Origin of the sequence: Pseudomonas sp. 43(2021), assembly GCF_017490805.1 — a bacterium.
Classification (GTDB): Bacteria; Pseudomonadota; Gammaproteobacteria; order Pseudomonadales; family Pseudomonadaceae; genus Aquipseudomonas.
The window spans coordinates 60,293-84,586 of the sequence record NZ_JAFGYJ010000023.1 but is presented as its reverse complement, the minus strand read 5'-3'; the positions used below and the strand labels follow the sequence as shown (position 1 = coordinate 84,586).

21 protein-coding genes are annotated in these 24,294 nt (G+C 63.8%); 8 read left to right on the top strand and 13 right to left on the bottom strand.

Translation table 11 applies throughout. The features are described 5' to 3' along the window. Nucleotides 1–48: 48 nt before the first annotated feature. The 4 genes from J5M71_RS19635 to J5M71_RS19620 are packed head-to-tail and all read right to left on the bottom strand — an operon-like array spanning nucleotide 49 to nucleotide 2,659. Nucleotides 49–1,368 (bottom strand): sensor histidine kinase, encoded by a 1,320-nt coding sequence (locus tag J5M71_RS19635; protein WP_207835308.1) that lies wholly within the window; start codon nucleotides 1,366–1,368, stop codon nucleotides 49–51. Further along, nucleotides 1,365–2,033 carry a response regulator transcription factor gene (locus J5M71_RS19630; protein WP_207835306.1) on the bottom strand — a complete coding sequence of 223 codons (669 nt, stop codon included), beginning with the start codon at nucleotides 2,031–2,033 and terminating at the stop codon, nucleotides 1,365–1,367. The genes J5M71_RS19635 and J5M71_RS19630 overlap by 4 nt, the downstream gene beginning before the upstream one ends. Continuing rightward, complete coding sequence (locus J5M71_RS19625; protein WP_207835304.1) at nucleotides 2,034–2,348, bottom strand: PepSY domain-containing protein; 315 nt, start codon at nucleotides 2,346–2,348, stop codon at nucleotides 2,034–2,036. Next, entirely contained in the window at nucleotides 2,348–2,659 is a 312-nt protein-coding gene (locus J5M71_RS19620; RefSeq protein WP_207835302.1) for a PepSY domain-containing protein, read from the bottom strand. The genes J5M71_RS19625 and J5M71_RS19620 overlap by 1 nt, the downstream gene beginning before the upstream one ends. Nucleotides 2,660–2,925: 266 nt before the next feature. Here J5M71_RS19620 and J5M71_RS19615 point away from each other — a divergent pair, with 266 nt between their 5' ends. Both J5M71_RS19615 and queD read left to right on the top strand, forming a co-directional pair. Further along, nucleotides 2,926–4,005 (top strand): patatin-like phospholipase family protein, encoded by a 1,080-nt coding sequence (locus J5M71_RS19615; RefSeq protein WP_207835300.1) that lies wholly within the window; start codon nucleotides 2,926–2,928, stop codon nucleotides 4,003–4,005. Between the two features lie 53 nt (nucleotides 4,006–4,058). Next, complete coding sequence (queD, locus tag J5M71_RS19610) at nucleotides 4,059–4,415, top strand: 6-carboxytetrahydropterin synthase QueD (protein WP_003256551.1); 357 nt, start codon at nucleotides 4,059–4,061, stop codon at nucleotides 4,413–4,415. Nucleotides 4,416–4,543: 128 nt separating this feature from the next. Here queD and J5M71_RS19605 read toward each other — a convergent pair whose 3' ends face one another. After that, nucleotides 4,544–5,023, bottom strand: coding sequence for a DUF1289 domain-containing protein (locus J5M71_RS19605; protein ID WP_172827536.1), 480 nt, complete (start codon nucleotides 5,021–5,023; stop codon nucleotides 4,544–4,546). 404 nt (nucleotides 5,024–5,427) lie between these two features. On the opposite strand from J5M71_RS19605, the gene acnB reads away from it, so the two are divergent. Next, complete coding sequence (gene acnB / locus J5M71_RS19600) at nucleotides 5,428–8,037, top strand: bifunctional aconitate hydratase 2/2-methylisocitrate dehydratase (protein WP_207835421.1); 2,610 nt, start codon at nucleotides 5,428–5,430, stop codon at nucleotides 8,035–8,037. Between the two features lie 175 nt (nucleotides 8,038–8,212). On the opposite strand, the gene prpD is transcribed toward acnB, so the two are convergent. From prpD to J5M71_RS19570, 6 genes are all read right to left on the bottom strand, one after another. Next, nucleotides 8,213–9,697: a 2-methylcitrate dehydratase gene (prpD, locus tag J5M71_RS19595; protein ID WP_207835298.1), complete on the bottom strand. Its 1,485-nt coding sequence runs from the start codon at nucleotides 9,695–9,697 to the stop codon at nucleotides 8,213–8,215. 64 nt (nucleotides 9,698–9,761) lie between these two features. Next, nucleotides 9,762–10,952: a 2-methylaconitate cis-trans isomerase PrpF gene (prpF, locus tag J5M71_RS19590; protein ID WP_207835289.1), complete on the bottom strand. Its 1,191-nt coding sequence runs from the start codon at nucleotides 10,950–10,952 to the stop codon at nucleotides 9,762–9,764. 134 nt (nucleotides 10,953–11,086) lie between these two features. Further along, nucleotides 11,087–13,675 (bottom strand): Fe/S-dependent 2-methylisocitrate dehydratase AcnD, encoded by a 2,589-nt coding sequence (acnD, locus tag J5M71_RS19585; RefSeq protein ID WP_207835280.1) that lies wholly within the window; start codon nucleotides 13,673–13,675, stop codon nucleotides 11,087–11,089. Between the two features lie 169 nt (nucleotides 13,676–13,844). After that, complete coding sequence (gene prpC / locus J5M71_RS19580) at nucleotides 13,845–14,972, bottom strand: 2-methylcitrate synthase (protein ID WP_013971911.1); 1,128 nt, start codon at nucleotides 14,970–14,972, stop codon at nucleotides 13,845–13,847. A 179-nt stretch (nucleotides 14,973–15,151) separates the two neighbouring features. Next, nucleotides 15,152–16,042: a methylisocitrate lyase gene (prpB, locus tag J5M71_RS19575; RefSeq protein WP_003259689.1), complete on the bottom strand. Its 891-nt coding sequence runs from the start codon at nucleotides 16,040–16,042 to the stop codon at nucleotides 15,152–15,154. Beyond that, complete coding sequence (locus J5M71_RS19570; RefSeq protein ID WP_025338439.1) at nucleotides 16,039–16,755, bottom strand: GntR family transcriptional regulator; 717 nt, start codon at nucleotides 16,753–16,755, stop codon at nucleotides 16,039–16,041. Before J5M71_RS19570 ends, prpB begins: the two co-directional genes overlap by 4 nt. A 329-nt stretch (nucleotides 16,756–17,084) precedes the next feature. Between J5M71_RS19570 and J5M71_RS19565 the strand changes: the two genes are divergently transcribed. The 5 genes from J5M71_RS19565 (at nucleotide 17,085) to J5M71_RS19545 (ending at nucleotide 22,617) form a co-directional block, all read left to right on the top strand. Then, nucleotides 17,085–17,621: an ATP-dependent zinc protease gene (locus J5M71_RS19565; protein ID WP_207835273.1), complete on the top strand. Its 537-nt coding sequence runs from the start codon at nucleotides 17,085–17,087 to the stop codon at nucleotides 17,619–17,621. Between the two features lie 5 nt (nucleotides 17,622–17,626). Then, nucleotides 17,627–19,162, top strand: a complete 1,536-nt coding sequence (locus J5M71_RS19560; protein ID WP_207835271.1) for an inactive transglutaminase family protein — start codon at nucleotides 17,627–17,629, stop codon at nucleotides 19,160–19,162. Beyond that, nucleotides 19,162–20,142: an alpha-L-glutamate ligase-like protein gene (locus J5M71_RS19555; RefSeq protein WP_063914025.1), complete on the top strand. Its 981-nt coding sequence runs from the start codon at nucleotides 19,162–19,164 to the stop codon at nucleotides 20,140–20,142. The genes J5M71_RS19560 and J5M71_RS19555 overlap by 1 nt, the downstream gene beginning before the upstream one ends. Before the next feature lie 199 nt (nucleotides 20,143–20,341). Continuing rightward, nucleotides 20,342–21,685 carry an aminodeoxychorismate synthase component I gene (gene pabB / locus J5M71_RS19550; RefSeq protein WP_207835269.1) on the top strand — a complete coding sequence of 448 codons (1,344 nt, stop codon included), beginning with the start codon at nucleotides 20,342–20,344 and terminating at the stop codon, nucleotides 21,683–21,685. Between the two features lie 197 nt (nucleotides 21,686–21,882). After that, the gene (locus J5M71_RS19545) at nucleotides 21,883–22,617 is read left to right on the top strand and encodes a phosphoadenylyl-sulfate reductase (RefSeq protein WP_207835267.1); all 735 of its coding nucleotides are present in this window, start codon (nucleotides 21,883–21,885) and stop codon (nucleotides 22,615–22,617) included. Between the two features lie 71 nt (nucleotides 22,618–22,688). On the opposite strand, the gene cysB is transcribed toward J5M71_RS19545, so the two are convergent. Then, entirely contained in the window at nucleotides 22,689–23,663 is a 975-nt protein-coding gene (gene cysB, locus J5M71_RS19540; protein WP_010953293.1) for an HTH-type transcriptional regulator CysB, read from the bottom strand. Between the two features lie 128 nt (nucleotides 23,664–23,791). Beyond that, entirely contained in the window at nucleotides 23,792–24,289 is a 498-nt protein-coding gene (locus J5M71_RS19535; protein WP_063914023.1) for a universal stress protein, read from the bottom strand. Between the last annotated feature and the right edge of the window lie 5 nt (nucleotides 24,290–24,294).

The following is a 24,294-nucleotide window of genomic DNA, read 5'->3' as shown; positions in this document are numbered from 1 at the left end:
GGCTTCGCCGGTGTTCGCGGGTAGACCCGCTCCCACAGGGCCCCGACGTTATCGAGCCTTGCGCGGCAAGTCGATGCTTACCCGCAACCCGCCCAAGGGGCTATCCTGCAGCGCCAGGCGCCCGCCCCAGGCCTCGACGATGTCGCGCACGATGCCCAGGCCAAGGCCGTGCCCGTCAACCTGCTCGTCCAGCCGCGAACCGCGCTCCAGCACCTGTTGCCGCTGGCTCTCGGGGATACCGGGGCCATCGTCATCGACCCACACCTGGTAGCCCTCGGCACTCGGCGCAATACCCAGTCGCACCTCGCTGTCGGCCCACTTGCAGGCGTTGTCCAGCAGGTTGCCGAGCAGTTCCAGGAAATCCTCGCGGTCCCACGGCAGCAGCAGCCCGGGCGGCACATCCCTGGCCAGCAGCAGGCCCTCGCCATGGATCATGCCCAGCGTCCCCAGCAACCCCGGCAGCTCGACATCGCAATCGAACTGCGCGCCTGGCAGCGCATCCCCCGCCAGCCGCGCACGGTTCAGCTCACGCGCCAGGCGCTGCTGAATCTGTTCCAGCTGCTCGCGCAGCTGCGCGCGAACCTCTGGCAGGTCCTTCAGGCGCTCGCTGGAGGCCAGGCTCAGCAACACCGCCAGCGGCGTCTTCAGCGCGTGGCCCAGGTTGCCCAGGGCATTGCGCGAGCGGCGCAGGCTGTCTTCGGTATGGCTCAGCAAATGGTTGATCTGCCCCACCAGCGGCGCCAGTTCGCTGGGCACTTCGGCGTCCAGCTGCGAGCGCTGGCCCTGCTGCAACTGGGCGATCTGCTGGCGTGCCCGCTCCAGTGGCCGCAGCGAGCGGGTCACGGTGATGCGCTGCAACACCAGCACCAGGATCAGCGCCACCAGGCCCATGCCCAGGCCGATCTGTTGCAGGCGCCGAAAACCTTCGCGTACTGGCGAATAATCCTGTGCCACGCTGATCGAGATGTCCTGGCCCAGGCGCCGGTAGTCGGCACGCAGGGCCAGCAGTTGCTGGCCTTCCGGGCCGAGTTCGTGGCTGTCGGAAAGGCCCGGCACGGCGGGCTTGGGCATGTCCAGATCCCACAGCGAGCGGGAACGCCAGGTGCCTTTATCGAAATCGATGCGGAAGTAGTAGCCGGAAAACGGCCGCTGGTAGGCGGCCGAGATCCGCCGCTCATCCAGCTGCAGGCCGGAAGGCCCGCGCACCAGGGCCACCAGCAGGTTTTCACTTTCCTTGCGCAGGCCGTTTTCCAGGTAGCGCTGCAGGCCGACCTCGAACAACCACAAGGTCAGCTGTGCCAGCACCAGGCCAACCACCACCAGCACCGCCACCAGGCCCAGGCTCAGGCGCGCCTGGATCGACTTCACGCGACGCTCCCGGCGTAGATGTAGCCTTGCCCGCGGCGGGTCTCGATGACGCTGCGGCCCAGCTTGCGCCGCAAGTGGTTGACGTGCACCTCCAGCACGTTGGAGTCGCGCTCGGTTTCACCGTCGTAGAGGTGCTCGGCCAGGTGGCTCTTGGACAGGATCTGTTGCGGATGCAACATGAAGTAACGCAGCAGGCGAAACTCGGCAGCGGTCAGCTGGATATCCACGCCGTCACGGTTCACGCATTGCCGGCTTTCGTCCAGTTGCAGGCCGGCCGCTTCCAGCGTCGGCTGGTTGGCCAGGCCACGGGCACGCCGCAACAACGCCTGGATGCGCAGCTGCAGTTCTTCGGGGTGGAAAGGTTTGCTCAGATAGTCATCGGCCCCGGCCTTCAGCCCTTCGATCCGCTCGGCCCACGAGCCACGGGCGGTGAGGATCAACACCGGCGTGACCAGGCCTGCTGCGCGCCACTGGGCCAGCACCTCCAGGCCCGGCAAGCCCGGCAGGCCAAGGTCCAGGATGATCAGGTCGTAAGGTTCGCTCTGGCCCTGGTACACCGCGTCACGGCCGTCGGCCAGCCAGTCCACGGCGTAGCCCTGGCGCTGCAGGCCGGCGGTCAGTTCATCGGCCAGCGGCACATTGTCCTCGACAAGCAACAGGCGCATTCAGTCGTCTTCCTCGTCTTTGAGCAGGGCACCGCTGCTGGCGTCGAGCTTGATCTCGCGCACCACACCTTCAGCCGTCAGCACCTCGACTTCGTATTCGTAGCGACCGTCGTCTTCTTCCAGCTCGGCCTCCAGCAGACGCGCCCCGGGGTGACGCCCCAGGGCGGTTTCCAGCAGATGTTCGAGCGGCAGGATGATGCCCTTCTGGCGAAGTTCCAGGGCTTCGTCCTGGTCAAGGTCGCGGGCAACGGCCAGGGAACAGACCGCCAGCAGCGCCAGCGCGAGGTAGCGCGCCGGCCGCGGTAGGTGGATCATCAGTTATCCCGCTCGTCCTTCAGCACTTCACCGGTCCTGGCGTCCAGCGCCACGTCCCATTCGACGTTCTGCGTGTCGCGCAGCTCGACCTTGTAGATGTAGCGGCCGTACTCGTCTTCAAGCTCGGAGTCGGTGACGGTGGCGCCGGGGTGCTTGGCCACGGCGGCGGCCTTGAGTTCGTCCAGCGACTTGACGGTCTTGGCGTTGACCAGTTTGACCACTTCGTCGGGCTGCACATCCTTGGCGATGGCGGAATGGGCACCCAGGGCAAGGGCGGCGGCGACGGTGAACAGGGCAGTCAAGGGTTTCATCGTTCTTCTCTCCTGAGAACTGTACAAGTTGTCTACGGGGTTAAGATTAACCACCGGTCCTTAATTCAACCTGAAAACAACTGGCGGCATGATAGCGCAGGTCAGGCTACTGTCTCGCCATCACCCAATCCTGCGCGCCCCTGTGGGAGCGGTTTCACCCGCGAACACCGGCGCCACGGCGTTGGCTTCTTCGCGGCTAAAGCCGCTCCCACAGGGTATTCGCCTGAAGCCCTATAATGACCCGTCTGTCGTCCAAGAGTCCCGCCATGAGCGCCATTCACATCAAATACCCCGCCCTCACCTTCAAGGCTGGCCAGCGAGCCATGCGGCAGATCCGCGAGCGCGGCCTGCAGGCGGCCGATGTCGGTGTACTGCCGGGTGCGGCAGGCGGGCCGAAACCGCTGGGCATCCAGGGCCTGGACCTGGCGCTGTTCGGTGAATGGCTGCCGTCGGCACCACGCCAGCGTGCGCTGATCGGTGCCTCGATCGGCGCCTGGCGCTTCGCCAGTGCCTGCCTGGAAGACCCGGTTGCAGGCATCCGTCGCCTGGGCGAGCTGTACACCGAGCAGGATTTCGCCAAGGGCGTCACCCCTGCCGAAATCAGCCGCAGTTGCCAACACATGCTCGATGACCTGCTGCAAGGTCGTGACGGCCAGTTGCTGGCCAACCCACACTATCGCCTGAACATCCTGGTGGTGAAGAGCCATGGCCAGCTTGCTCACGACCATCGCGGCCGCCTGGGCCTCGGCCTGGGTTCGGTGATCGCCAGCAACCTGCTCGGCCGTTCGCGCCTGGCCCGGCACTTCGAGCGCATCATCCTGCACGACGGCCGCGCCGCGCCGCCGCTCGACACGCTGACCGACTTCCCCTCGCGCTGCCTGCCGCTGGACCTGGCCAACCTGCGCCACGCCCTGCTCGCCTCCGGTTCCATCCCTATGGTCATGGAAGGTGTGAAAGACATCCCCGGTGCAGGTGCAGGCACCTACCGCGACGGCGGCCTGCTCGACTACCACCTCGACCTGCCCTACCGCGGCGACGACCTGGTGCTGTACCCGCACTTCACCGACAAGGTCGTACCCGGCTGGTTCGACAAGGCCCTGCCATGGCGCAAGGGCGATGCTACCCGCCTGCAGAACGTGCTGCTGATGACCCCCTCGCCGCAGTACCTGGCGGCCCTGCCCTACGGCAAGCTGCCCGACCGCAACGACTTCAAGCGCTTCATGGGCGATGCGCCTGGGCGCAGGCGCTACTGGTACAAGGCCATTGCCGAGAGCCAGCGGCTGGGCGACGAGCTGCTGGAGCTGATTGCCACCGGGCGGTTGCATGAACGCCTGCAAGCCTTGTAGCGGCCATGCTGGTAGACTGCGCGCATTCTTGATTCACATAGAGTTATGACAGCGTGGAAATCTTCAAGGAATTCACATTCGAATCGGCTCACCGCCTGCCTCACGTCCCAGCCGGGCACAAATGCGGCCGCCTGCACGGCCACTCGTTCAAGGTCGGCCTGCACCTGACCGGCCCGCTCGACCCGCACACCGGCTGGATCCGCGACTTCGCCGAGATCAAGGCGATCTTCAAGCCGATCTACGAGCAGCTGGACCACAACTACCTGAACGACATCCCGGGCCTGGAAAACCCCACCAGCGAAGTGATCGCCAAGTGGATCTGGGACCAGGTCAAGCCGCTGCTGCCGGAGCTGTCGAAGGTGCGCATTCACGAAACCTGCACCAGCGGGTGTGAATATACCGGCGACTGATTCAAGTCATTTGCCGGTTTCTTCGCGGGTAAACCCGCTCCCACAGTTTCCCACTGCACTCGAGCGCAGTGCTGTACCTGTGGGAGCGGGTTTACCCGCGAAGAGGTCGGCAGAGTCATTACAAGGCTTCAGCCTTGCCCCGCCTCCAAGGCATCGCGCAGGAAGCCGGGGGCGATATAGCGCTGGTAATGCGCTTCTGAAAGCAGGAAGAACTCGCGGTCGATGGCATCGCGCAGCTGCGGCAGCTCCCAATCGCGAAATTCCGGCAGCAGCACCATGCCGTAGGCCTCCAGGTCACGGATCATCCGCGCCCCGCGGGCAATCAGCTGGTACGCCCAGCAATATTCCGACTGCTGCTCGACAAAGCGGATGGAGCGCTGCTCCAGTTGCTGGCGCAGCAGGCCTTTGTCGAACACTTCCAGCTTGGCCATCATCACCTGCACCAGCAGTTGCTCCAGGCGCAGCCACACGGCGCGCTTCTGCGCATCGTCGTAGCCGTTCCAGTGGATCACTTCGTGGTGGAACCGCTTGCAGCCACGGCACACCGTGTCTCCGTACACCGTGGAGCACAGGCCGACGCAAGGGGTCTTGATGGACTTGTTGGACATGAAAAACAACAGCTTGGCGGTGGAACACGGGCCCATGTTAGCCCTTTGTCTAACCAGGGTCACTCGTTAAAGTCATCTTCACCGCCTTACCTTCAGGCTTTTTTTACCGTAGAATCATCCCGCCTTTTCAAGGCAACAATGTCCGTTGGAAGCTGTTTTCAAAGCGTCACGAGCACAGTTCATCCGGTAGAACGGCGTTGGCCCGGGCCATGCATCCCTCGCATGCCCGTGCCAGCCCTCATCAGCTCCCGTTCTGCTGGCGTAAAACTTTGAAAGCAGCTTCTGTAAGGATTCTTTGCGACTCTGGCTGGGCGGCCCACAAAGCCGTGGCAGCGCATGGGTGCATCGAATGCTGGATGAGCGTCCCGGACTCCCTTTAGGGACCACTGATGAGGGTAATAACTGTGCTTGAAGCCTACCGCAAACACATCGAAGAGCGTGCCGCCCTGGGTATCGTGCCCCAGCCGCTGAACGCCGAACAAACTGCAGGCCTGGTCGAGCTGCTGAAAAACCCGCCGGCCGGCGAAGAAGCCTTCCTCGTAGACCTGATCACCCACCGCGTACCACCAGGGGTCGACGAAGCTGCCTACGTCAAGGCCGCTTTCCTCTCCGCCGTTGCCAAGGGCGAAGCCAAGTCGCCTCTGATCGACCGCAAGCACGCCACCGAACTGCTGGGTACCATGCAGGGCGGCTACAACATCGAAACGCTGGTCGCACTGCTGGATGACGCCGAACTGGGCGCCGTCGCGGCCGAACAGCTCAAGCACACCCTGCTGATGTTCGATGCCTTCCACGACGTGGCCGAAAAGGCCAAGGCCGGCAATGTTCACGCCAAGGCCGTGCTGGAATCCTGGGCTGCCGGCGAGTGGTTCACTTCGCGTCCGGCCATCGCCGACAAGTACACCCTGACCGTGTTCAAGGTGCCTGGCGAAACCAACACCGACGACCTGTCCCCTGCCCCGGACGCCTGGTCGCGCCCTGACATCCCGCTGCACGCCCTGGCCATGCTGAAAATGGCCCGTGACGGCATCGAGCCGCAGCAGCCTGGTTCGGTCGGCCCGCTGGCCCAGATCGAAGCGGTCAAGGCCAAGGGTTTCCCGGTTGCCTACGTCGGTGACGTGGTCGGTACCGGTTCCTCGCGTAAATCCGCCACCAACTCGGTGCTGTGGTTCTTCGGCGACGACATCCCGTACGTACCGAACAAGCGCGCCGGTGGCTTCTGCTTCGGCACCAAGATCGCCCCGATCTTCTACAACACCATGGAAGACGCCGGCGCCCTGCCGATCGAATTCGACTGCACCAACCTGGCCATGGGCGACGTCATCGACGTTTACCCGTTCAAGGGCGAAGTACGCCGTCACGGTAGCGACGAGCTGGTTACCAACTTCGAGCTGAAAACCGAAGTGCTGCTGGATGAAGTCCGCGCTGGCGGCCGTATCCCGCTGATCGTCGGCCGTGGCCTGACCGAAAAAGCCCGCGCCGAGCTGGGCCTGGGTAGCTCCGACCTGTTCAAGAAGCCAGAGCAGCCTGCCGATTCGGGCAAGGGCTTCACCCTGGCACAGAAAATGGTCGGCCGTGCCTGCGGCCTGCCGGAAGGCCAGGGCGTGCGCCCAGGTGCCTACTGTGAGCCGAAGATGACCACCGTCGGTTCCCAGGACACCACTGGCCCGATGACCCGCGACGAGCTGAAAGACCTGGCGTGCCTGGGCTTCTCCGCTGACCTGGTGATGCAGTCGTTCTGCCACACCGCGGCCTATCCGAAGCCGATCGACGTCACCACCCACCACACCCTGCCAGACTTCATCCGCACCCGTGGCGGCGTGTCGCTGCGCCCGGGCGACGGTATCATCCACAGCTGGCTGAACCGCATGCTGATGCCTGACACCGTGGGTACCGGTGGCGACTCGCACACCCGCTTCCCGATCGGCATCTCGTTCCCGGCCGGCTCCGGCCTGGTGGCCTTCGCCGCCGCCACCGGCGTCATGCCGCTGGACATGCCAGAATCCGTGCTGGTGCGCTTCAAGGGCAAACTGCAGCCAGGCATCACCCTGCGTGACCTGGTCCACGCCATCCCTTACTACGCCATCCAGAAGGGCCTGCTGACCGTCGAGAAGAAGGGCAAGAAGAACATCTTCTCCGGCCGCATCCTCGAGATCGAAGGCCTGAACGAGCTGACCGTCGAGCAAGCCTTCGAGCTGTCCGACGCCTCGGCCGAGCGTTCCGCTGCCGGTTGCACCATCAAGCTGCCAGAGAAGGCCATCGCCGAGTACCTGCAGTCCAACATCACCCTGCTGCGCTGGATGATCGGCGAAGGCTACGGCGATGCCCGCACCCTGGAGCGCCGTGCCCAGGCCATGGAAGCCTGGCTGGCCAAGCCTGAGCTGCTGTCGGCCGACGCCGATGCCGAATACGCCGAAATCATCGAAATCGACCTGGCCGACGTGAAAGAGCCTGTGCTCTGCGCGCCGAACGACCCGGACGATGCCCGCCTGCTGTCCTCGGTACAGGGCGAGAAGATCGACGAAGTGTTCATCGGTTCGTGCATGACCAACATCGGCCACTTCCGTGCTGCCGGCAAGCTGCTGGACAAGGTCAAGGGCGGTATCCCGACCCGTCTGTGGCTGGCTCCGCCAACCAAGATGGACGCTCACCAGCTGACCGAAGAAGGCTACTACGGCATCTACGGCAAGGCCGGCGCGCGCATGGAAATGCCAGGCTGCTCGCTGTGCATGGGTAACCAGGCACGCGTGCAGACCGGTTCGACCGTGGTCTCCACCTCGACCCGCAACTTCCCGAACCGTCTGGGCGACGCCACCAACGTGTACCTGGCATCGGCCGAGCTGGCTGCTGTCGCTTCGATCATCGGCAAGCTGCCGACCGTCGAAGAGTACATGCAGTACGCGAAAGACATCGACAGCATGGCTGCCGACGTTTACCGCTACCTGAGCTTCGACCAGATCGCCGAGTTCCGCGAAGCGGCAGAAAACGCCAAGATCCCGGTGGTTCAGGCGTAAGCTGAGTTGTAAGATGTAAAAGAAAGCCCCGGCAGAAATGCCGGGGCTTTCTTGTTTCAACCTGTACCGCCTTTTCGCGGCTAAAGCCGCTCCCACAGGCCCCCCACAGTTTTCCAGGGCTGTGCAGTGCCTTGTGGGAGCGGCTTTAGCCGCGAAGAGGCCAGCACAGGCAACCTCAGATCACAAACAAATCCACAAACCTGTGCACCGCCATCTGTTCCAGCTTCTGCTGGTCCTTGCACACCTCAAGAATCTCCCCACACCGCTGCCTTGCAAAGCGCGTCGCCAGGTTGTCCCTGAACTTGGCCTCCAGCAACGGTATGCCCTCCCCTCGCCGCCGGCGATGCCCGATCGGGTATTCCACCACCACCTGCTCAGTATTGCTGCCGTCCTTGAAGAACACCTGCAGCGCATTGGCGATCGAGCGCTTGTCCGGCTCCAGGTACTCACGGCTGAAGCGCGGGTCCTCCACCACCTCCATCTTCTCGCGCAGGCGGTCGATGCTTGGGTGGTTGGCATGGAAGGCGTCTTCATAGTGCTCGGCCACCAGGTGACCGAAAATCAGCGGCACCGCCACCATGTACTGCAGGCAGTGGTCGCGGTCGGCGGCATTGGCCAGCGGGCCGCTCTTAGAAATGATGCGGATCGCCGACTCCTGGGTGGTGATGACGATACGGTCGATTTCGTGCAGGCGGTTACGCACCAGTGGATGCAGGGTTACCGCCGCCTCGCAGGCGGTCTGAGCGTGGAACTCGGCCGGGAAACTCACCTTGAACAGCACGTTTTCCATCACGTAGCTACCCAAGGCTTGCGGCACCTGCAACGCTTGCTGCTCGGAAGGCTTGAGTGCCAGGTCCTTGTTGGTGTGGCTGAACAGCACGTCGTAGAAGCCCCACTGCGGCGCCGTGAGCACGCCCGGCACGCCCATCTCGCCACGCAGGGCGATATCGGCCAGGCGCACGCCACGGCTGGAAGCATCGCCAGCGGCCCACGACTTGCGCGAACCGGCGTTGGGCGCGTGGCGATAGGTGCGCAGCGCCTGGCCATCGACGAAGGCGTGGGACAAGGCTGACAGCATCTGCTCGCGGTTGGCCCCCATCAGCCTGGCACACACGGCCGTGGAGGCTACCTTGACCAGTATCACGTGATCGAGGCCAACACGGTTGAAGGCGTTTTCCAGTGCCAGCACACCCTGGATCTCATGGGCCATGACCATGGCTTCGAGCACGTCACGCATGAGCAACGGCGCCTCACCACCAGCCACGCGTTTCTGCGACAGGTGATCGGCAACGGCCAGGATACCGCCGAGGTTGTCCGAAGGGTGGGCCCATTCGGCCGCCAGCCAAGTGTCGTTGTAGTCCAGCCAGCGCACGGTGCAGCCGATGTCCCAGGCGGCCTTGACCGGGTCGAGGCGGTAGGCGGTGCCGGGGACGCGCGCGCCGTTGGGCACCACGGTGCCTTCTACCTGAGGGCCGAGGAGTTTGGTGCATTCGGGAAAGCGCAAGGCCAGCAGGCCGCAGCCGAGGGTATCCATCAGGCAGTTGCGCGCGGTGTCCAGGGCTTCGGCGGATTCGACCCGGTACGTGAGGGCGTAATCGGCGAGGGTTTGCAGCACCCGGTCATAGTCCGGGCGGGCGTTGAAGTCTACGTTGGCGCTCATATGCAGCTCCTGTGAATTGGGGCTGCACAGCAGCCCTCTCTCGAAGCCGAGCGCCAATGGTGCGTTAGAAGCTATCGCCAGGCACGCGAACCCAGCCTTCCATCAGCACGCGAGCACTGCGGCTCATGATTGCCTTGGTCACTGTCCACTCACCATTCACCTGGCGTGCCTCGGCCCCCACCCGCAGGGTGCCCGAGGGGTGGCCGAAACGCACGGCGCTGCGCTCGCCTCCGCCAGCTGCGAGGTTGACCAGCGTGCCGGGAATGGCTGCCGCGGTGCCGATGGCCACCGCGGCCGTACCCATCATTGCATGGTGCAGCTTGCCCATCGACAAGGCCCGTACCAGCAGGTCGATATCACCCACCTGCACCGCTTTGCCACTGGACGCAGTGTAGGTGTTCGGTGGCGCGACGAAAGCCACTTTCGGCGTGTGCTGACGCCCGGCAGCCTGGTCGACGTTGTCGATCAGCCCCATGCGCACGGCGCCATAGGCGCGAATCGTCTCGAAGCGCAGCAGCGCCTGCGGGTCGCCGTTGATGGCGTCCTGCAGTTCGGTACCGGTGTAGCCGATATCCGCCGCATTGACGAAAATGGTCGGGATACCGGCATTGATCAGGGTCGCCTTGAAGGTACCGACACCCGGCACTTCGAGGTCATCGACCAGGTTGCCGGTGGGGAACATAGCCCCGCCGTCGCCATCTTCGTCGGCCGCCGGGTCGAGGAACTCCAGTTGCACCTCGGCGGCCGGGAAGGTTACCCCGTCCAGCTCGAAGTCGCCGGTTTCCTGCACTTCACCTTCGGTGATCGGCACATGGGCGATGATGGTCTTGCCAATGTTGGCCTGCCAGATGCGCACGGTGGCGATGCCGTTGCGCGGAATGCGTGCGGGGTCGACCAGGCCGCTGCTGATGGCGAACGAACCGACCGCGGCGGAAAGGTTGCCGCAGTTGCCGCTCCAGTCGACGAAGGCCTTGTCGATGCTGACCTGGCCGAACAGGTAGTCGACATCGTGTTCAGGCTTGATGCTTTGCGACAGGATCACGGTCTTGCTGGTGCTCGAAGTGGCGCCGCCCATGCCGTCGATCTGCTTGCCGTACGGGTCGGGGCTACCGATCACCCGCAGCAGCAGTGCATCGCGGGCCGGGCCGGGGATTTGCGCCTGCTCGGGCAGGTCTTGCAGGCGGAAGAACACGCCTTTGCTGGTGCCGCCACGGATGTAGGTGGCGGGGATTTTCACTTGCGGTACATGAGCCATGTTCAATTCCTGTCTTGCGCAGCCCCCTGCGGGAGCGGGTTCACCGGCGAAAGCGTCCGATCAGAAAACAATGTTGTATCTGCTGACGCATTCTCGGGTAAACCCGCTCCCACAGAGGACCGCGCTGCTCTTGATTAGGCGGTCGCTTCGAGGAAGTCCTGGGCAAAGCGCTGCAGCACCCCGCCGGCCTCGTAGATCGACACTTCCTCGGCGGTGTCCAGGCGGCAGGTCACCGGTACCTCCAGGCGCTCGCCGTTGGCACGGGTAACCACCAGGGTCAGCGTGGCCCGCGGCGTACGCGCGCCCAGCACGTCATAGGTCTCGCTGCCGTCCAGGCCGAGCGTCTTGCGGTCGGTGCCCGGCTTGAACTCCAGTGGCAGTACGCCCATGCCCACCAGGTTGGTACGGTGAATACGCTCGAAGCCTTCGGCGACGATCGCCTCGACACCGGCCAGGCGCACACCCTTGGCCGCCCAGTCACGGGACGAACCCTGGCCGTAGTCGGCACCGGCGACGATGATCAGTGGCTGCTTGCGATCCATGTAGGTTTCGATGGCCTCCCACATGCGGGTGACCTTGCCTTCCGGCTCGATACGCGCCAGCGAGCCCTGCTTCACGCTACCGTCTTCCTTGCGCACCATTTCGTTGAACAGCTTGGGGTTGGCGAAAGTGGCGCGCTGGGCGGTCAGGTGGTCGCCACGGTGGGTAGCATAGGAGTTGAAGTCCTCTTCCGGCAGGCCCATCTTCGCCAGGTACTCACCGGCAGCACTGTCGAGCATGATGGCGTTGGACGGCGACAGATGGTCGGTGGTGATGTTGTCCGGCAGCACCGCCAACGGGCGCATGCCGCGCAGGGTACGCTCGCCGGCCAAGGCCCCTTCCCAGTAAGGCGGACGGCGGATGTAGGTGCTCATCGGACGCCAGTCGTACAGCGGCGCCACTTTCGGCCCACGGTCTTCCTCGATGGCGAACATCGGGATGTACACCTTGCGGAACTGCTCCGGCTTGACCGCGGCACGCACCACGGCGTCGATCTCTTCGTCGCTGGGCCAGATGTCCTTGAGGCGGATTTCCTTGCCATCGACCACGCCCAGCACATCCTTCTCGATGTCGAAGCGGATGGTACCGGCAATGGCATAGGCTACCACCAGCGGCGGCGAGGCTAGGAAGGCCTGCTTGGCATACGGGTGGATACGCCCGTCGAAGTTGCGGTTGCCCGACAGCACGGCAGTGGCGTAAAGGTCACGGTCGATGATCTCTTGCTGGATCACCGGGTCCAGGGCGCCGGACATGCCGTTGCAGGTGGTGCAGGCGAAGGCGACGATGCCAAAGCCGAGCTGTTCCAGTTCCTTCTCCAGCCCAGCCTCTTCCAGGTACAGCTGCACGGCCTTGGAGCCAGGTGCCAGCGACGACTTGACCCACGGCTTGCGGACCAGGCCCAGCTTGTTGGCATTGCGCGCCAGCAGGCCTGCGGCAATCACGTTGCGCGGGTTGCTGGTGTTGGTGCAGCTGGTGATGGCGGCAATGATCACCGCGCCGTCAGGCATTTGCCCCGGCACTTCTTCCCAGCTACCGGCGATGCCTTTGGCCGCCAGGTCGCTGGTGGCGACGCGGGCATGCGGGTTGGACGGGCCGGCCATGTTGCGCACCACGCTCGACAGATCGAAGCTCAGGGTGCGCTCGTAGACGGCGCCGCCCAGGCTGTCGGCCCACAGGCCGGTGGCCTTGGCATAGGTTTCCACCAGCTTGACCTGCTGTTCTTCGCGACCGGTCAGGCGCAGGTAGTCGATGGTCTGCTGGTCGATGGCGAACATCGCCGCGGTAGCGCCATATTCCGGGGCCATGTTGGAGATGGTGGCACGGTCGCCCAGGGTCAGGGCACGGGCACCCTCGCCGTGGAACTCCAGGTAGGCGCCGACGACTTTCTGCTTGCGCAGGAATTCGGTCAGGGCCAGCACCAGGTCGGTGGCGGTGATGTTCGGCGCCAGCTTGCCGGTCAGCTCGACGCCGACGATTTCCGGCAGGCGCATCCATGAGGCACGGCCGAGCATCACGTTCTCGGCCTCCAGGCCGCCCACGCCAATAGCGATCACGCCCAGGGCGTCGACATGCGGGGTGTGGCTGTCGGTGCCGACGCAGGTGTCCGGGTAAGCCACGCCACGGTCGTTGTGGATCACCGGCGACATCTTCTCCAGGTTGATCTGGTGCATGATGCCGTTGCCCGGCTGGATCACGTCGACGTTCTTGAACGCCTTCTTGGTCCAGTTGATGAAATGGAAGCGGTCTTCGTTGCGGCGGTCTTCGATGGCGCGGTTCTTTTCGAAGGCCTGCGGGTCGAAACCACCGCACTCGACGGCCAGCGAGTGGTCGACGATCAGCTGTACCGGTACCACCGGGTTGACCTGGGCCGGGTCGCCGCCTTTGTCGGCAATGGCGTCACGCAGGCCGGCGAGGTCGACCAGCGCAGTCTGGCCGAGAATGTCATGGCACACCACACGCGCCGGGAACCACGGGAAGTCGAGGTCGCGCTTGCGCTCGATCAGCTGGCCCAGCGAGGCGTCGAGGGTAGCCGGGTCGCAGCGGCGCACCAGGTTTTCGGCGAGTACGCGGGAAGTGTAAGGCAGGCCGTCGTAGGCGCCGGGCTTGATGGCCTCGACCGCCGCGCGGGCATCGAAGTAGTCCAGGTCGGTGCCTGGCAGGTGCTTGCGGAATGCAGTGTTCATATCGTTATCAGGCTCGGTCACGGTATTCGGGGGCAGGTGCGGCTCAGGCCTCGGGGGCGCTACGCGCCCCTTTCGCGACACAAGGCCGCTCCCACAGGTACTGCGCCGTCCCTGTGGGAGCGGCCTTGTGTCGCGAAAGGGCTGCACAGCAGCCCCAGCGATCTATGACTCAGCGCTGTTCGATCGGTACGAACTGGCGCTGCTCGACGCCGACATACTCGGCGCTCGGGCGGATGATGCGGTTGTTGGCACGCTGCTCGAAGACATGCGCCGCCCAGCCAGTCAGGCGCGAGCAGACGAAGATCGGGGTGAACAGCTTGGTCGGGATGCCCATGAAGTGGTACGCCGAGGCATGGTAGAAGTCGGCGTTGGGGAACAGGCGCTTCTGCTCCCACATGGTCTTGTCGATGGCTTCGGAAACCGGGTACAGCACCTTGTCGCCCACTTCGTCAGCCAGTTGCTTCGACCAGCCCTTGATCACCTCGTTGCGCGGGTCGGACTCTTTATAGATGGCATGGCCAAAGCCCATGATCTTGTCCTTGCGCTCGAGCATGCGCAGCAGCTCGGCAGTGGCTTCCTGCGGGCTCTGGAAGCGCTCGATCAGCTCCATCGCTGCCTCGTTGGCACCACCGTGCAGCGGGCCGCGCAGCGAACCGATGGCCGCGGTGACGCAGGAGTACAGGTCGGACAGGGTCGAGGCGCAGACGCGGGCGGTGAAGGTCGAGGCGTTGAACTCGTGCTCGGCGTAGAGAATCAGCGACACGTTCATGACCTTGACGTGCAACTCGCTCGGCTTCTTGCCGTGCAGCAAGTGCAGGAAGTGGCCACCGAGGGTGTCTTCGTCACTGGTGCAGTCGATGCGCACGCCGTCGTGGGTGAAGCGGTACCAATAGCACATCACCGCCGGGAACAGCGCCAGCAGGCGGTCGGTCTTGTCGCGCTGGGCCTCGAAGGTCAGTTCGGGCTCCAGGGTGCCCAGCACCGAGCAACCCGTGCGCATCACGTCCATCGGGTGGGCGTCACGCGGGATGCGCTCGAGCACTTCCTTCAGGGCTTGAGGCAGGTCACGCAGGCCCTTGAGCTTGCGCTTGTAGTCGGCCAGCTCGGCCTTGCTCGGCAGCTCACCGTACAGCAGCAGGTAGGCGACCTCCTCGAACTCGGCACCGGCGGCCAGGTCACGCACGTCGTAACCACGGTAGGTCAGCCCGGCACCGGCCTGGCCCACGGTCGACAGCGCGGTCTGGCCGGCCACCTGGCCGCGCAGGCCTGCGCCACTGAGTACTTTTGCTTCGGCCATGGTGTTTCTCCTTTCTTGAACTTGTTATGGAAGTCTGGCTAATCGTTGAAACCTGTGCCGGCCCCTTCGCGGGTAAACCCGCTCCCACAGGGTTCCACAGGCATCGAGCATCACGCCGTACTTGTGGGAGCGGGTTCACCCGCGAAGAGGCCAGCCGCTCCAATGCAAATCTTTGACCTTCAGCCCTTCTTCTGGGCAAACAACGCATCGAGGCTCTGCTCGAAGGCGTGATAACCAATGGCATCGTAGAGTTCCATGCGGGTCTGCATGGTGTCGATCACGTTCTTCTGCGTACCGTCACGGCGCAGCGCGGTGTACACGTTCTCGGCCGCCTTGTTCATGGCGCGGAACGCCGACAGCGGGTACAGCACCAGCGACACGTCGACCGAGGCCAGCTCTTCGGTGGTATACAACGGCGTCGCGCCAAACTCGGTGATGTTGGCCAGGATCGGTGCCTTCACCCGGTCGGCAAAGGTCTTGTACATCTGCAGTTCGGTGATGGCTTCCGGGAAGATCATGTCGGCGCCAGCCTCGACGCAGGCGGCGGCGCGGTCCAGGGCGGCGTTCAAGCCCTCGACGGCCAGGGCGTCGGTACGCGCCATGATCACGAAACTGTCATCGGTACGGGCATCGACTGCGGCCTTGATGCGGTCGACCATTTCCTGCTGGCTGACGATTTCCTTGTTCGGGCGGTGGCCGCAGCGCTTGGCGCCAACCTGATCCTCGATATGGATGGCGGCAGCGCCGAACTTGCTCATCGAGCGCACGGTACGGGCGACGTTGAAGGCCGAGGCACCGAAACCGGTGTCGACATCCACCAGCAGCGGCAGGTCGCACACGTCGGTGATGCGGCGCACGTCGGTGAGTACGTCGTCCAGGCCACTGATGCCCAGGTCCGGCAGGCCCAGTGAACCGGCGGCGACGCCGCCACCGGACAGGTAGATGGCCTTGAAGCCGGCGCGCTTGGCCAGCAGGGCATGGTTGGCGTTGATGGCGCCAACCACCTGCAGCGGATGTTCAGCGGCAACGGCGTCGCGGAAACGCTGACCGGGGGTGCTCTTCACAGTCATTTCTCACCTCGTGGGCTGTTGTTGTGGGCGTCCAGGTAGTGACGCTCGATATTGCGCTTGGACGCGCCGATGTGGCGGCGCATCAGGAGTTCGGCCAGCTCGCCGTCACGGTCGGCGATGGCATCGAGAATGCGGTGGTGTTCGGCAAAGGCCTGGCGTGGCCGATTGGGCGTGGCGGAAAACTGGATGCGGTACATGCGCACCAGCTGGTACAGCTCGCCGCAGAGCATCTTGACCAGGGTCTGGTTACCGCTGCCCTGGATGATCCGGTAATGGAAGTCGTAGTCGCCTTCCTGCTGGTAATAGCCCAGGCCGGCCTGGAACGCGGCATCGCGCTCGTGGGTGTCGAGCACACGGCGCAGTTCGTCGATGTCGGCCTGGCTCATGCGTTCGGCGGCCAGGCGGCAGGCCATGCCTTCCAGCGATTCGCGAATTTCGTACAGCTCGATCAGTTCGGCGTGGTTGAGCGACACCACCCGCGCCCCCACATGCGGCACGCGCACCAGCAGGCGCTGGCCTTCGAGGCGGTGGATGGCCTCGCGCAGCGGCCCGCGGCTGATGCCGTAGGTACGCGCCAGCTCCGGCTCGGAAATCTTGCTGCCGGGGGCGATATCGCCCTTGACGATGGCCGCCTGGATGCGCCGGAAGACGTTTTCGGACAAGGTTTCCGTTTCGTCAGCCAGCACCGGGCTGGGGGTGGAGAGGTCCTGCATATTGTCGACACCTTGCAAATCTCTTTGCCAGAAATTAGCTAATTCGACCGAAGCAGTCAAAGACAAAATGAACATTGTCGACAATCGTCTAAGAACGAACTAACGCCGCCCCGGTGCTGTCTGATCGCGCACCGCTGGCGTCAAGGCGCCGGCGTGATAGAATGCCGCGCCTCCGATGGAGTATGGATAGCCTGTCTGTCATACATTCATGCTGTTGACAGATGAACGAGGAAGCTTGCGCAGTCGCTGCCAGTCGCCTTGCCCTGAACACGGCTCTGAACATGGCTTTGAAAACAGCCCCGAACCTTGCACTGCACCGCGCCAGGAATATGAGACTTACACCCGCATTATTGCTGCTCTGCCTCACCCTGCTGCCGGCCCTTGGCCAGGCTGCAGGCAAGACCGTGTACGGTCTCAACGAATATGCACGCCTGGGCGACCTGGACCTGGAAGTGGCCGCCAAGCTCGACACCGGCGCCAAGACCGCGTCGCTCAGCGCCCGCGACATCAAGCGTTTCAAGCGCAACGGCGAAAGCTGGGTGCGCTTCTACCTGGCCATCGACGCCGCCCATTCGCACCCCATCGAACGCCCGCTGGCACGTGTAAGCAAGATCAAGCGCCGGGCCGGCGACTATGATGCTGAATCGGGCAAGGCCTACACCGCACGCCCGGTCATCGAACTTGAAATCTGCATGGGCCAGGCCGTGCGCACCATCGAAGTCAACCTCACCGACCGCAGCGCCTTCCAGTTCCCGCTGCTGATCGGCTCCGAGGCGCTCAAGCACTTCGACGCGCTGGTCGACCCAAGCCTTAAATACGCGGCCGGCAAACCTGCCTGTGCCACCGAAGCTCCCAAAGCAGAGTAATCCCGATGCGCTCTCTTACCCTCCATCTGAAAGTCCTGATCACCGTGCTGGTGCTGTTGGGCGTGGCGGTCACGGCTTATCAGATCTTCGTACTCGGCATCCCGGTAACCGAGGATGAAACCGACGACCTGTGGAACATCGACGCCAAGGTCGAGTTCGTGGCCAGCACCAAGGACCCGGTCAAGGTGCAGATGTTCGTGCCACCGCTGAACCGCGACTACGTCAGCCTCAACGAGAGCTTCATCTCCAACAACTACGGGGTGAGCGTCAACCGTGCCGACGGCAACCGCAAGGTCACCTGGTCGGCCCGCCGCGCCAGCGGCAACCAGACCCTCTACTACCGCCTGGTGCTGACCAAGCGCTACAGCAACGAGAAGACCACGGTCAAAGGCCCGACCTTCCGTGACAGCCTGGCAGTGGAAGGCCCCGAGAAGATCGCCGCCGAGGCCCTGATGGCGCCGATCCGCCAGCACTCGGCCGACGTCGAGACCTTCGTCAGCGAGACCATCAAGCGGGTCAACAACCTCAACGACGACAACGTCAAGCTGCTGCTGGCCGGCGACACCACGACCATGAAGAAGGCCCAGGTCATCGACCTGCTGCTGTCGATCGCCCACGTACCGATGGAGAAGGTGCACACCATCCGCCTGGTGGCCGACACCCCGCAAACCCCGGAACTGTGGCTGCGCAGCTTCAACGGTACCGACTGGCTGTACTTCAACCCGGACACCGGCGAGCAGGGCCTGCCCAGCGATCGCCTGCTGTGGTGGACCGGTGACGACAACCTGATCACCGTCGATGGCGGCAAAAAGGCCAACGTTACCTTCAGCATGAACAACAGCGAGATGAACGCCATCCGCCTGGCCAAGCTGACCGACGAGAATACCGACGCCGACTTCCTCGAATATTCGCTGTACGGCCTGCCGCTGCAAACCCAGCAAACCTTCATGATCATGGTGATGATCCCGATCGGCGTGCTGGTGATCCTGGTGCTGCGCAACCTGATCGGCCTGCAGACCCTGGGTACCTTCACCCCGGTGCTGATCGCCCTGGCCTTCCGCGAGACGCAGTTGGGCTTCGGTATCATGCTGTTCACGGTAATTACCGCGCTGGGCCTGTCGCTGCGCTCGTACCTGGAACACCTGAAGCTGCAAATGCTGCCACGCCTGTCGGTGGTACTGACCTTCGTCGTGGTGCTGATCGCAGCCATCAGCCTGTTCAGCCACAAGCTGGGCCTGGAGCGCGGGCTGTCGGTAGCACTGTTCCCGATGGTGATCCTGACCATGACCATCGAGCGCCTGTCCATTACCTGGGAAGAGCGTGGCGGCGGCCATGCCATGAAAGTGGCCATCGGCACCCTGTTCGCCGCTTCCCTGGCGCACCTGTTGATGATGGTGCCGGAGCTGGTGTACTTCGTGTTCACCTTCCCTGCCGTGCTGTTGATCCTGGTGGGCTTCATGCTGGCGATGGGTCGCTACCGCGGCTACCGCCTGACCGAGCTCGTGCGCTTCAAGGCATTCCTGAAGAAGGCTGACGCCTGATGTTTGGTCTGATCAAGACATGGAAAGCCCTGGAGGCCCGGGGCATCATGGGTATCAACCGGCGCAACGCGGACTACGTGTTGAAGTACAACAAGCGCCACCTGTACCCGATCGTCGACGACAAGATCATCACCAAGGAGCGTGCCCTGGCGGCCGGTATCCATGTGCCGGAAATGTACGGCATCATCGAGACCGAAAAAGAGATCGAGAAACTCCACCAGATCATCGGTGGGCGCAGCGATTTCGTCATCAAGCCGGCGCAGGGCGCCGGCGGTGACGGCATTCTGGTGATCGCCGACCGCTTCGAGGACCGCTACCGCACGGTGTCGGGCAAGATCATCAGCCACGAGGAAATCGAGCACCAGATCTCGAGCATCCTCACCGGCCTGTACTCGCTGGGCGGCCACCGCGACCGCGCGCTGATCGAGTACCGGGTAACCCCCGACCAGATCTTCAAGAGCATCAGCTACGAAGGCGTGCCGGACATCCGTATCATCGTGTTGATGGGCTACCCGGTGATGGCCATGCTGCGCCTGCCGACCCGCCAGTCCGGCGGCAAGGCCAACCTGCACCAGGGCGCCATCGGCGTCGGTGTCGACCTGGCCACCGGCGTGACCCTGCGCGGCACCTGGCTGAACAACATCATCAGCAAGCACCCGGACACCACCAACGCGGTGGATGGCGTGCAACTGCCGAACTGGGACGGCTTCATGAAGCTGGCCGCCGGCTGCTACGAGCTGTGCGGCCTGGGCTACATCGGTGTCGACATGGTGCTGGACCAGGACAAGGGGCCGCTGATTCTCGAGCTCAACGCCCGCCCGGGCCTGAACATCCAGATCGCCAACGACTGCGGCCTGACCCAGCGTACCCATGCCATCGAGGCGCACATCGAAGCACTGGCCAAGGATGGCATCAGCGAAGATGCCGAACAGCGCGTGCGGGTATCGCAAGGCTTGTTCGGGCACGTGCACCCGCGCTGAAATCGCCGGGGCTGCTGCGCAGCCCATCGCAACACAAGGCCGCTCCTACAGGATCACGCAATCTCCTGTAGGAGCGGCCTTGTGTCGCGATAGGGCCGCAAGGGCGAAACACAGTGTTTGAATGTCGCCACAAAGCTAGGCGCATTTCCTGCACAGGTCTACAATCGCCCTCCTCGCTTTTACATCGCCGTCCACACTGATGCCGACCTGTACGCTCCACCCCCTGCCCTACCAGCCCGACCCTGCCGCCTATTTCGCCCGCCTGCGCCAGGCCCCCGGTGCGATCCTGCTGGACAGCGCCCGCCCCGGCGCCGAGCGCGGCCGCTTCGACCTGCTCAGCGCCTGGCCGCTGCAACACTTGCAGGCGCAGCCCGACGAAGATGGCCGCGCCTTCCTCCAGCGCCTGCGCGACGGCCTGGCGCAACTGGGCCACGCACAGCTGCCCGCAGGCAGTGAGCTGCCATTCGCCGGCGGCCTGATCGGCTACCTGAGCTATGACTTCGGCCGCCGCCTGGAACACCTGCCCAGCCTGGCCGTGGACGACCTCGGCCTGCCAGACGCGCAACTGGGCCTGTATGCCTGGGCGCTGGTCACCGACCACCAGTGCGCGACCAGCCAGCTGGTATTCCACCCGAGCCTGTCGGGCAGCGAATGCGAACGCCTGATTGCCCTGTTCGAAGCTGTCGACAACGCTGAAAGCGGCAGCTTCCAGCTACTTGCGCCGATGGCCGGCGACCTGCAGCCCGAGCAGTACAAGGCTGCCTTTGACCAGGTGCAGCGTTATATCCAGGCCGGCGACTGCTATCAGATCAACCTTACCCAGCGCTTCCGCGCGCCCTGCCAGGGCGACCCGTGGCACGCTTACCAGGCCCTGCGCAAAGCCTGCCCCACACCCTTCTCCGGCTACCAGCAACTGGCCGACGGCAGCGCCCTGCTGAGTTTTTCGCCCGAGCGCTTCATCCGCGTCAGCCAGCGCCAGGTGGAAACCCGGCCGATCAAGGGCACCCGCCCACGCGCCAGCAACCCGGCCGAGGACGCGCGCAATGCCGAGGAGCTGCTGCATAGCCCCAAGGATCGCTCGGAAAACCTGATGATCGTCGACCTGCTGCGCAACGACCTGGGACGCACCTGCGAGATCGGTTCGGTGAAGGTGCCGGAGCTGTTCAGCCTGGAGAGCTACCCCAACGTGCACCACCTGGTCAGCAGCATTACCGGCCAACTGGCCAGCGACAAGGACGCCCTGGACCTGATCGGCGACAGTTTCCCCGGTGGCTCGATCACCGGCGCCCCGAAAATCCGCGCCATGCAGATCATCGACGAACTGGAGCCGGCGCGCCGGGCGCTGTACTGCGGCTCACTGCTTTACGTGGACGTGCGCGGCGAGATGGACAGCTCGATTGCCATTCGCAGCCTGCTGGTCAAGGGCGGACAGGTCAGCTGCTGGGGCGGCGGCGCGGTGGTGGCCGACTCCGAGTGGCAGGCCGAGTATGAAGAGTCGATTGCCAAGGTGCGGGTGTTGATGGAGACCCTGCAAGGCTTGTGATCGGTGGTGAATTCTTCGCGGGCACACCCGCTCCCACAGGGTACAGCGCACATCTGTCATGCTTGCACGTATCCTGTGGGAGCGGGCGAGCCCGCGAAGCAGCCACCACCGACTCCAAGTCCGTCTACCCCGCCATTTTTTGTTACCATCACCTTACTACGAGCGCACAGCGCCACAGCCACGATGGAAACCGCCTGATGAGCCAACCCTTCGACGTCGCCGCCCTGGCCGCGACCTATGCCAACAAGTCCCCGCAGGACATCCTCAAGCTTGCCTTCGAGCACTTTGGTGATGACCTGTGGATCTCCTTCAGCGGCGCCGAGGACGTGGTGCTGGTGGACATGGCCTGGAAGCTGAACAAGCAGGTCAAGGTGTTCAGCCTCGACACCGGCCGCCTGCACCCGGAGACCTACCGGTTCATCGACCAGGTGCGCGAGCAGTACAACCTGCCGATCGAAATCCTCAGCCCCGACCGCGCCAAGCTCGACCCGTTCGTCAAGGAAAAGGGCTTGTTCAGCTTCTACAAGGACGGCCACGGCGAATGCTGCGGCATCCGCAAGATCGAGCCGCTGCGCCGCAAGCTGGCCACCGTAAGCGCCTGGGCCACCGGCCAGCGCCGCGACCAGAGCCCGGGTACCCGCAGCCAGGTGGCGGCCCTGGAAATCGACAGCGCCTTCTCCACCCCCGAGCGCACCCTGTACAAGTTCAACCCGCTGGCGCAGATGACCAGCGAGGAAGTGTGGGGTTATATCCGCATGCTGGAGCTGCCGTACAACAGCCTGCATGAGCGCGGCTTCATCAGCATTGGCTGCGAGCCCTGCACCCGCCCGGTGCTGCCAAACCAGCATGAGCGTGAAGGGCGCTGGTGGTGGGAAGAGTCGACGCAGAAGGAATGCGGGTTGCACGCTGGCAACCTGATCAGCAAGGCATAAACGACTGGGGCCGTTGTAGGAGCGGGTTCACCCGCTCCCACAGGGGCCGTGAGGCCCCCAATATTTCTTGATCAGTGCACCGGCAGTTCGACGCCTTCGAACAGCTCTTCCAGCTCTTGCTTGTTATGGCACTGAATGGCCTTGGCCATCACTTCACGGGTCAGGTGCGGGGCGAACTTCTCGATGAAGTCGCACATGAAGCCACGCAGGAAGGTGCCACGGCGGAAGCCGATCTTGGTGATACTGGCTTCGAACAGCTCGCTGGCATCCAGGGCCACCAGGTCGCTGTCCAGCTTGGCGTCCACGGCCATGCCAGCGACGATACCCACGCCCAACCCCAGGCGCACATAAGTCTTGATCACGTCGGCGTCTGCCGCAGTGAACACCACCTTCGGCGTGAGACCACGGTGGTTGAAGGCCTCGTCCAGCTTGGAGCGCCCGGTGAACCCGAATACATAGGTGACAATCGGGTATTCGGCGACGGCTTCCAGGGTCAGCTTCGGCAGCTTGGCCAGCGGGTGACCTTGCGGCACCACCACGCAGCGGTTCCACTTGTAGCACGGCATCATGATCAGGTCGCCGAACAGTTCCAGCGCCTCGGTGGCGATGGCGAAGTCGACGGTACCATCCGCGGCCATCTCGGCAATCTGCATGGGCGAACCCTGGTGCATGTGCAAGGACACTTCCGGGTACTGCTTGATGAAGCTGCTGATCACCGGCGGCAAGGCATAACGCGCCTGGGTGTGAGTGGTGGCGATGGACAGCGTGCCCTTCTTCTCGTTGGAGAACTCCTGGGCAATCTGCTTGATGCTTTCGACCTTGCGCAGGATTTCGCCGGCGGTATTGATGATGCGCTCACCTGCCGGGGTGACGCGGGTCAGGTGCTTGCCGCTGCGGGCAAAGACTTCAACACCCAGTTCATCCTCGAGCAGGCGGATCTGCTTGCTGATACCTGGCTGGGAGGTATACAGGCTCTGCGCCGTCGCGGAGACGTTGAGGTCATGGTGCGCCACTTCCCAGATGTAGCGCAGTTGTTGAAGCTTCATAGGTTCCCCTCGGTTCAGCGATGAGTCCGCGGCAGCAGGCAGCGACGATATATAACTATATTAGTGGTTCTGGAAATAAATCTAGAACTATTTTGTTACATACCCCCGGAAATAGCCTACGGCTATCTTCATGCTTTCCTACGCCCCAAATGCTGCGCCAGCGGCACCATGTACACCGGCACCGGCGACAGCTGCAGCAGCCGCACCGCCGTGCGCCCCAATGGCACATCCACGCCGGCGCCGGCACTGTGGCTACCGAAAATCAGCAAGTCGACACTCAGCCGCTGCGCCTGCTCGAGGATCACCTGAGCCGGGTCGCCCTGACGCACCCGCACGGCCCTGATCACCGCCAGGTCGGCCTCCTCGCCCAGCTCGTCTCGAAAGTTTTCCAGCACGCGCTGCTCGATATTGGCCATCACCGTGTTCACCCCTTGGCTGTGCAGCTGGTCGAGCGTCTGTTCATCAAGGTAGCTTTGCAGGAGGGATTCAGCGAACTGACCCATGGGTTCTACCGCGTGGATCACATACAACTCGGCGCCGAATGTGCGCGCCAGCGCCAGCGCGTGTTGCATGACAAAAGGGGCGTAGACACCGAGGTCGGTGGCGTACAGCATGGAGTGGATCATTCGAC

What these genes read in the sequence shown, in the direction of transcription:
- J5M71_RS19605 (WP_172827536.1), bottom strand. Translation starts at nt 5,023, where the DNA reads ATGTCCAACAAGTCCATCAAGACCCCTTGCGTCGGCCTGTGCTCCACG.
- prpC (WP_013971911.1), bottom strand. Translation starts at nt 14,972, where the DNA reads ATGGCCGAAGCAAAAGTACTCAGTGGCGCAGGCCTGCGCGGCCAGGTG.
- J5M71_RS19535 (WP_063914023.1), bottom strand. Translation starts at nt 24,289, where the DNA reads ATGATCCACTCCATGCTGTACGCCACCGACCTCGGTGTCTACGCCCCT.
- J5M71_RS19555 (WP_063914025.1), top strand. Translation starts at nt 19,162, where the DNA reads ATGTTTGGTCTGATCAAGACATGGAAAGCCCTGGAGGCCCGGGGCATC.
- J5M71_RS19630 (WP_207835306.1), bottom strand. Translation starts at nt 2,033, where the DNA reads ATGCGCCTGTTGCTTGTCGAGGACAATGTGCCGCTGGCCGATGAACTG.
- J5M71_RS19565 (WP_207835273.1), top strand. Translation starts at nt 17,085, where the DNA reads ATGAGACTTACACCCGCATTATTGCTGCTCTGCCTCACCCTGCTGCCG.
- J5M71_RS19625 (WP_207835304.1), bottom strand. Translation starts at nt 2,348, where the DNA reads ATGATCCACCTACCGCGGCCGGCGCGCTACCTCGCGCTGGCGCTGCTG.
- J5M71_RS19620 (WP_207835302.1), bottom strand. Translation starts at nt 2,659, where the DNA reads ATGAAACCCTTGACTGCCCTGTTCACCGTCGCCGCCGCCCTTGCCCTG.
- prpB (WP_003259689.1), bottom strand. Translation starts at nt 16,042, where the DNA reads ATGACTGTGAAGAGCACCCCCGGTCAGCGTTTCCGCGACGCCGTTGCC.
- prpF (WP_207835289.1), bottom strand. Translation starts at nt 10,952, where the DNA reads ATGGCTCATGTACCGCAAGTGAAAATCCCCGCCACCTACATCCGTGGC.
- acnD (WP_207835280.1), bottom strand. Translation starts at nt 13,675, where the DNA reads ATGAACACTGCATTCCGCAAGCACCTGCCAGGCACCGACCTGGACTAC.
- J5M71_RS19560 (WP_207835271.1), top strand. Translation starts at nt 17,627, where the DNA reads ATGCGCTCTCTTACCCTCCATCTGAAAGTCCTGATCACCGTGCTGGTG.
- J5M71_RS19615 (WP_207835300.1), top strand. Translation starts at nt 2,926, where the DNA reads ATGAGCGCCATTCACATCAAATACCCCGCCCTCACCTTCAAGGCTGGC.
- prpD (WP_207835298.1), bottom strand. Translation starts at nt 9,697, where the DNA reads ATGAGCGCCAACGTAGACTTCAACGCCCGCCCGGACTATGACCGGGTG.
- J5M71_RS19570 (WP_025338439.1), bottom strand. Translation starts at nt 16,755, where the DNA reads ATGCAGGACCTCTCCACCCCCAGCCCGGTGCTGGCTGACGAAACGGAA.
- pabB (WP_207835269.1), top strand. Translation starts at nt 20,342, where the DNA reads ATGCCGACCTGTACGCTCCACCCCCTGCCCTACCAGCCCGACCCTGCC.
- cysB (WP_010953293.1), bottom strand. Translation starts at nt 23,663, where the DNA reads ATGAAGCTTCAACAACTGCGCTACATCTGGGAAGTGGCGCACCATGAC.
- J5M71_RS19545 (WP_207835267.1), top strand. Translation starts at nt 21,883, where the DNA reads ATGAGCCAACCCTTCGACGTCGCCGCCCTGGCCGCGACCTATGCCAAC.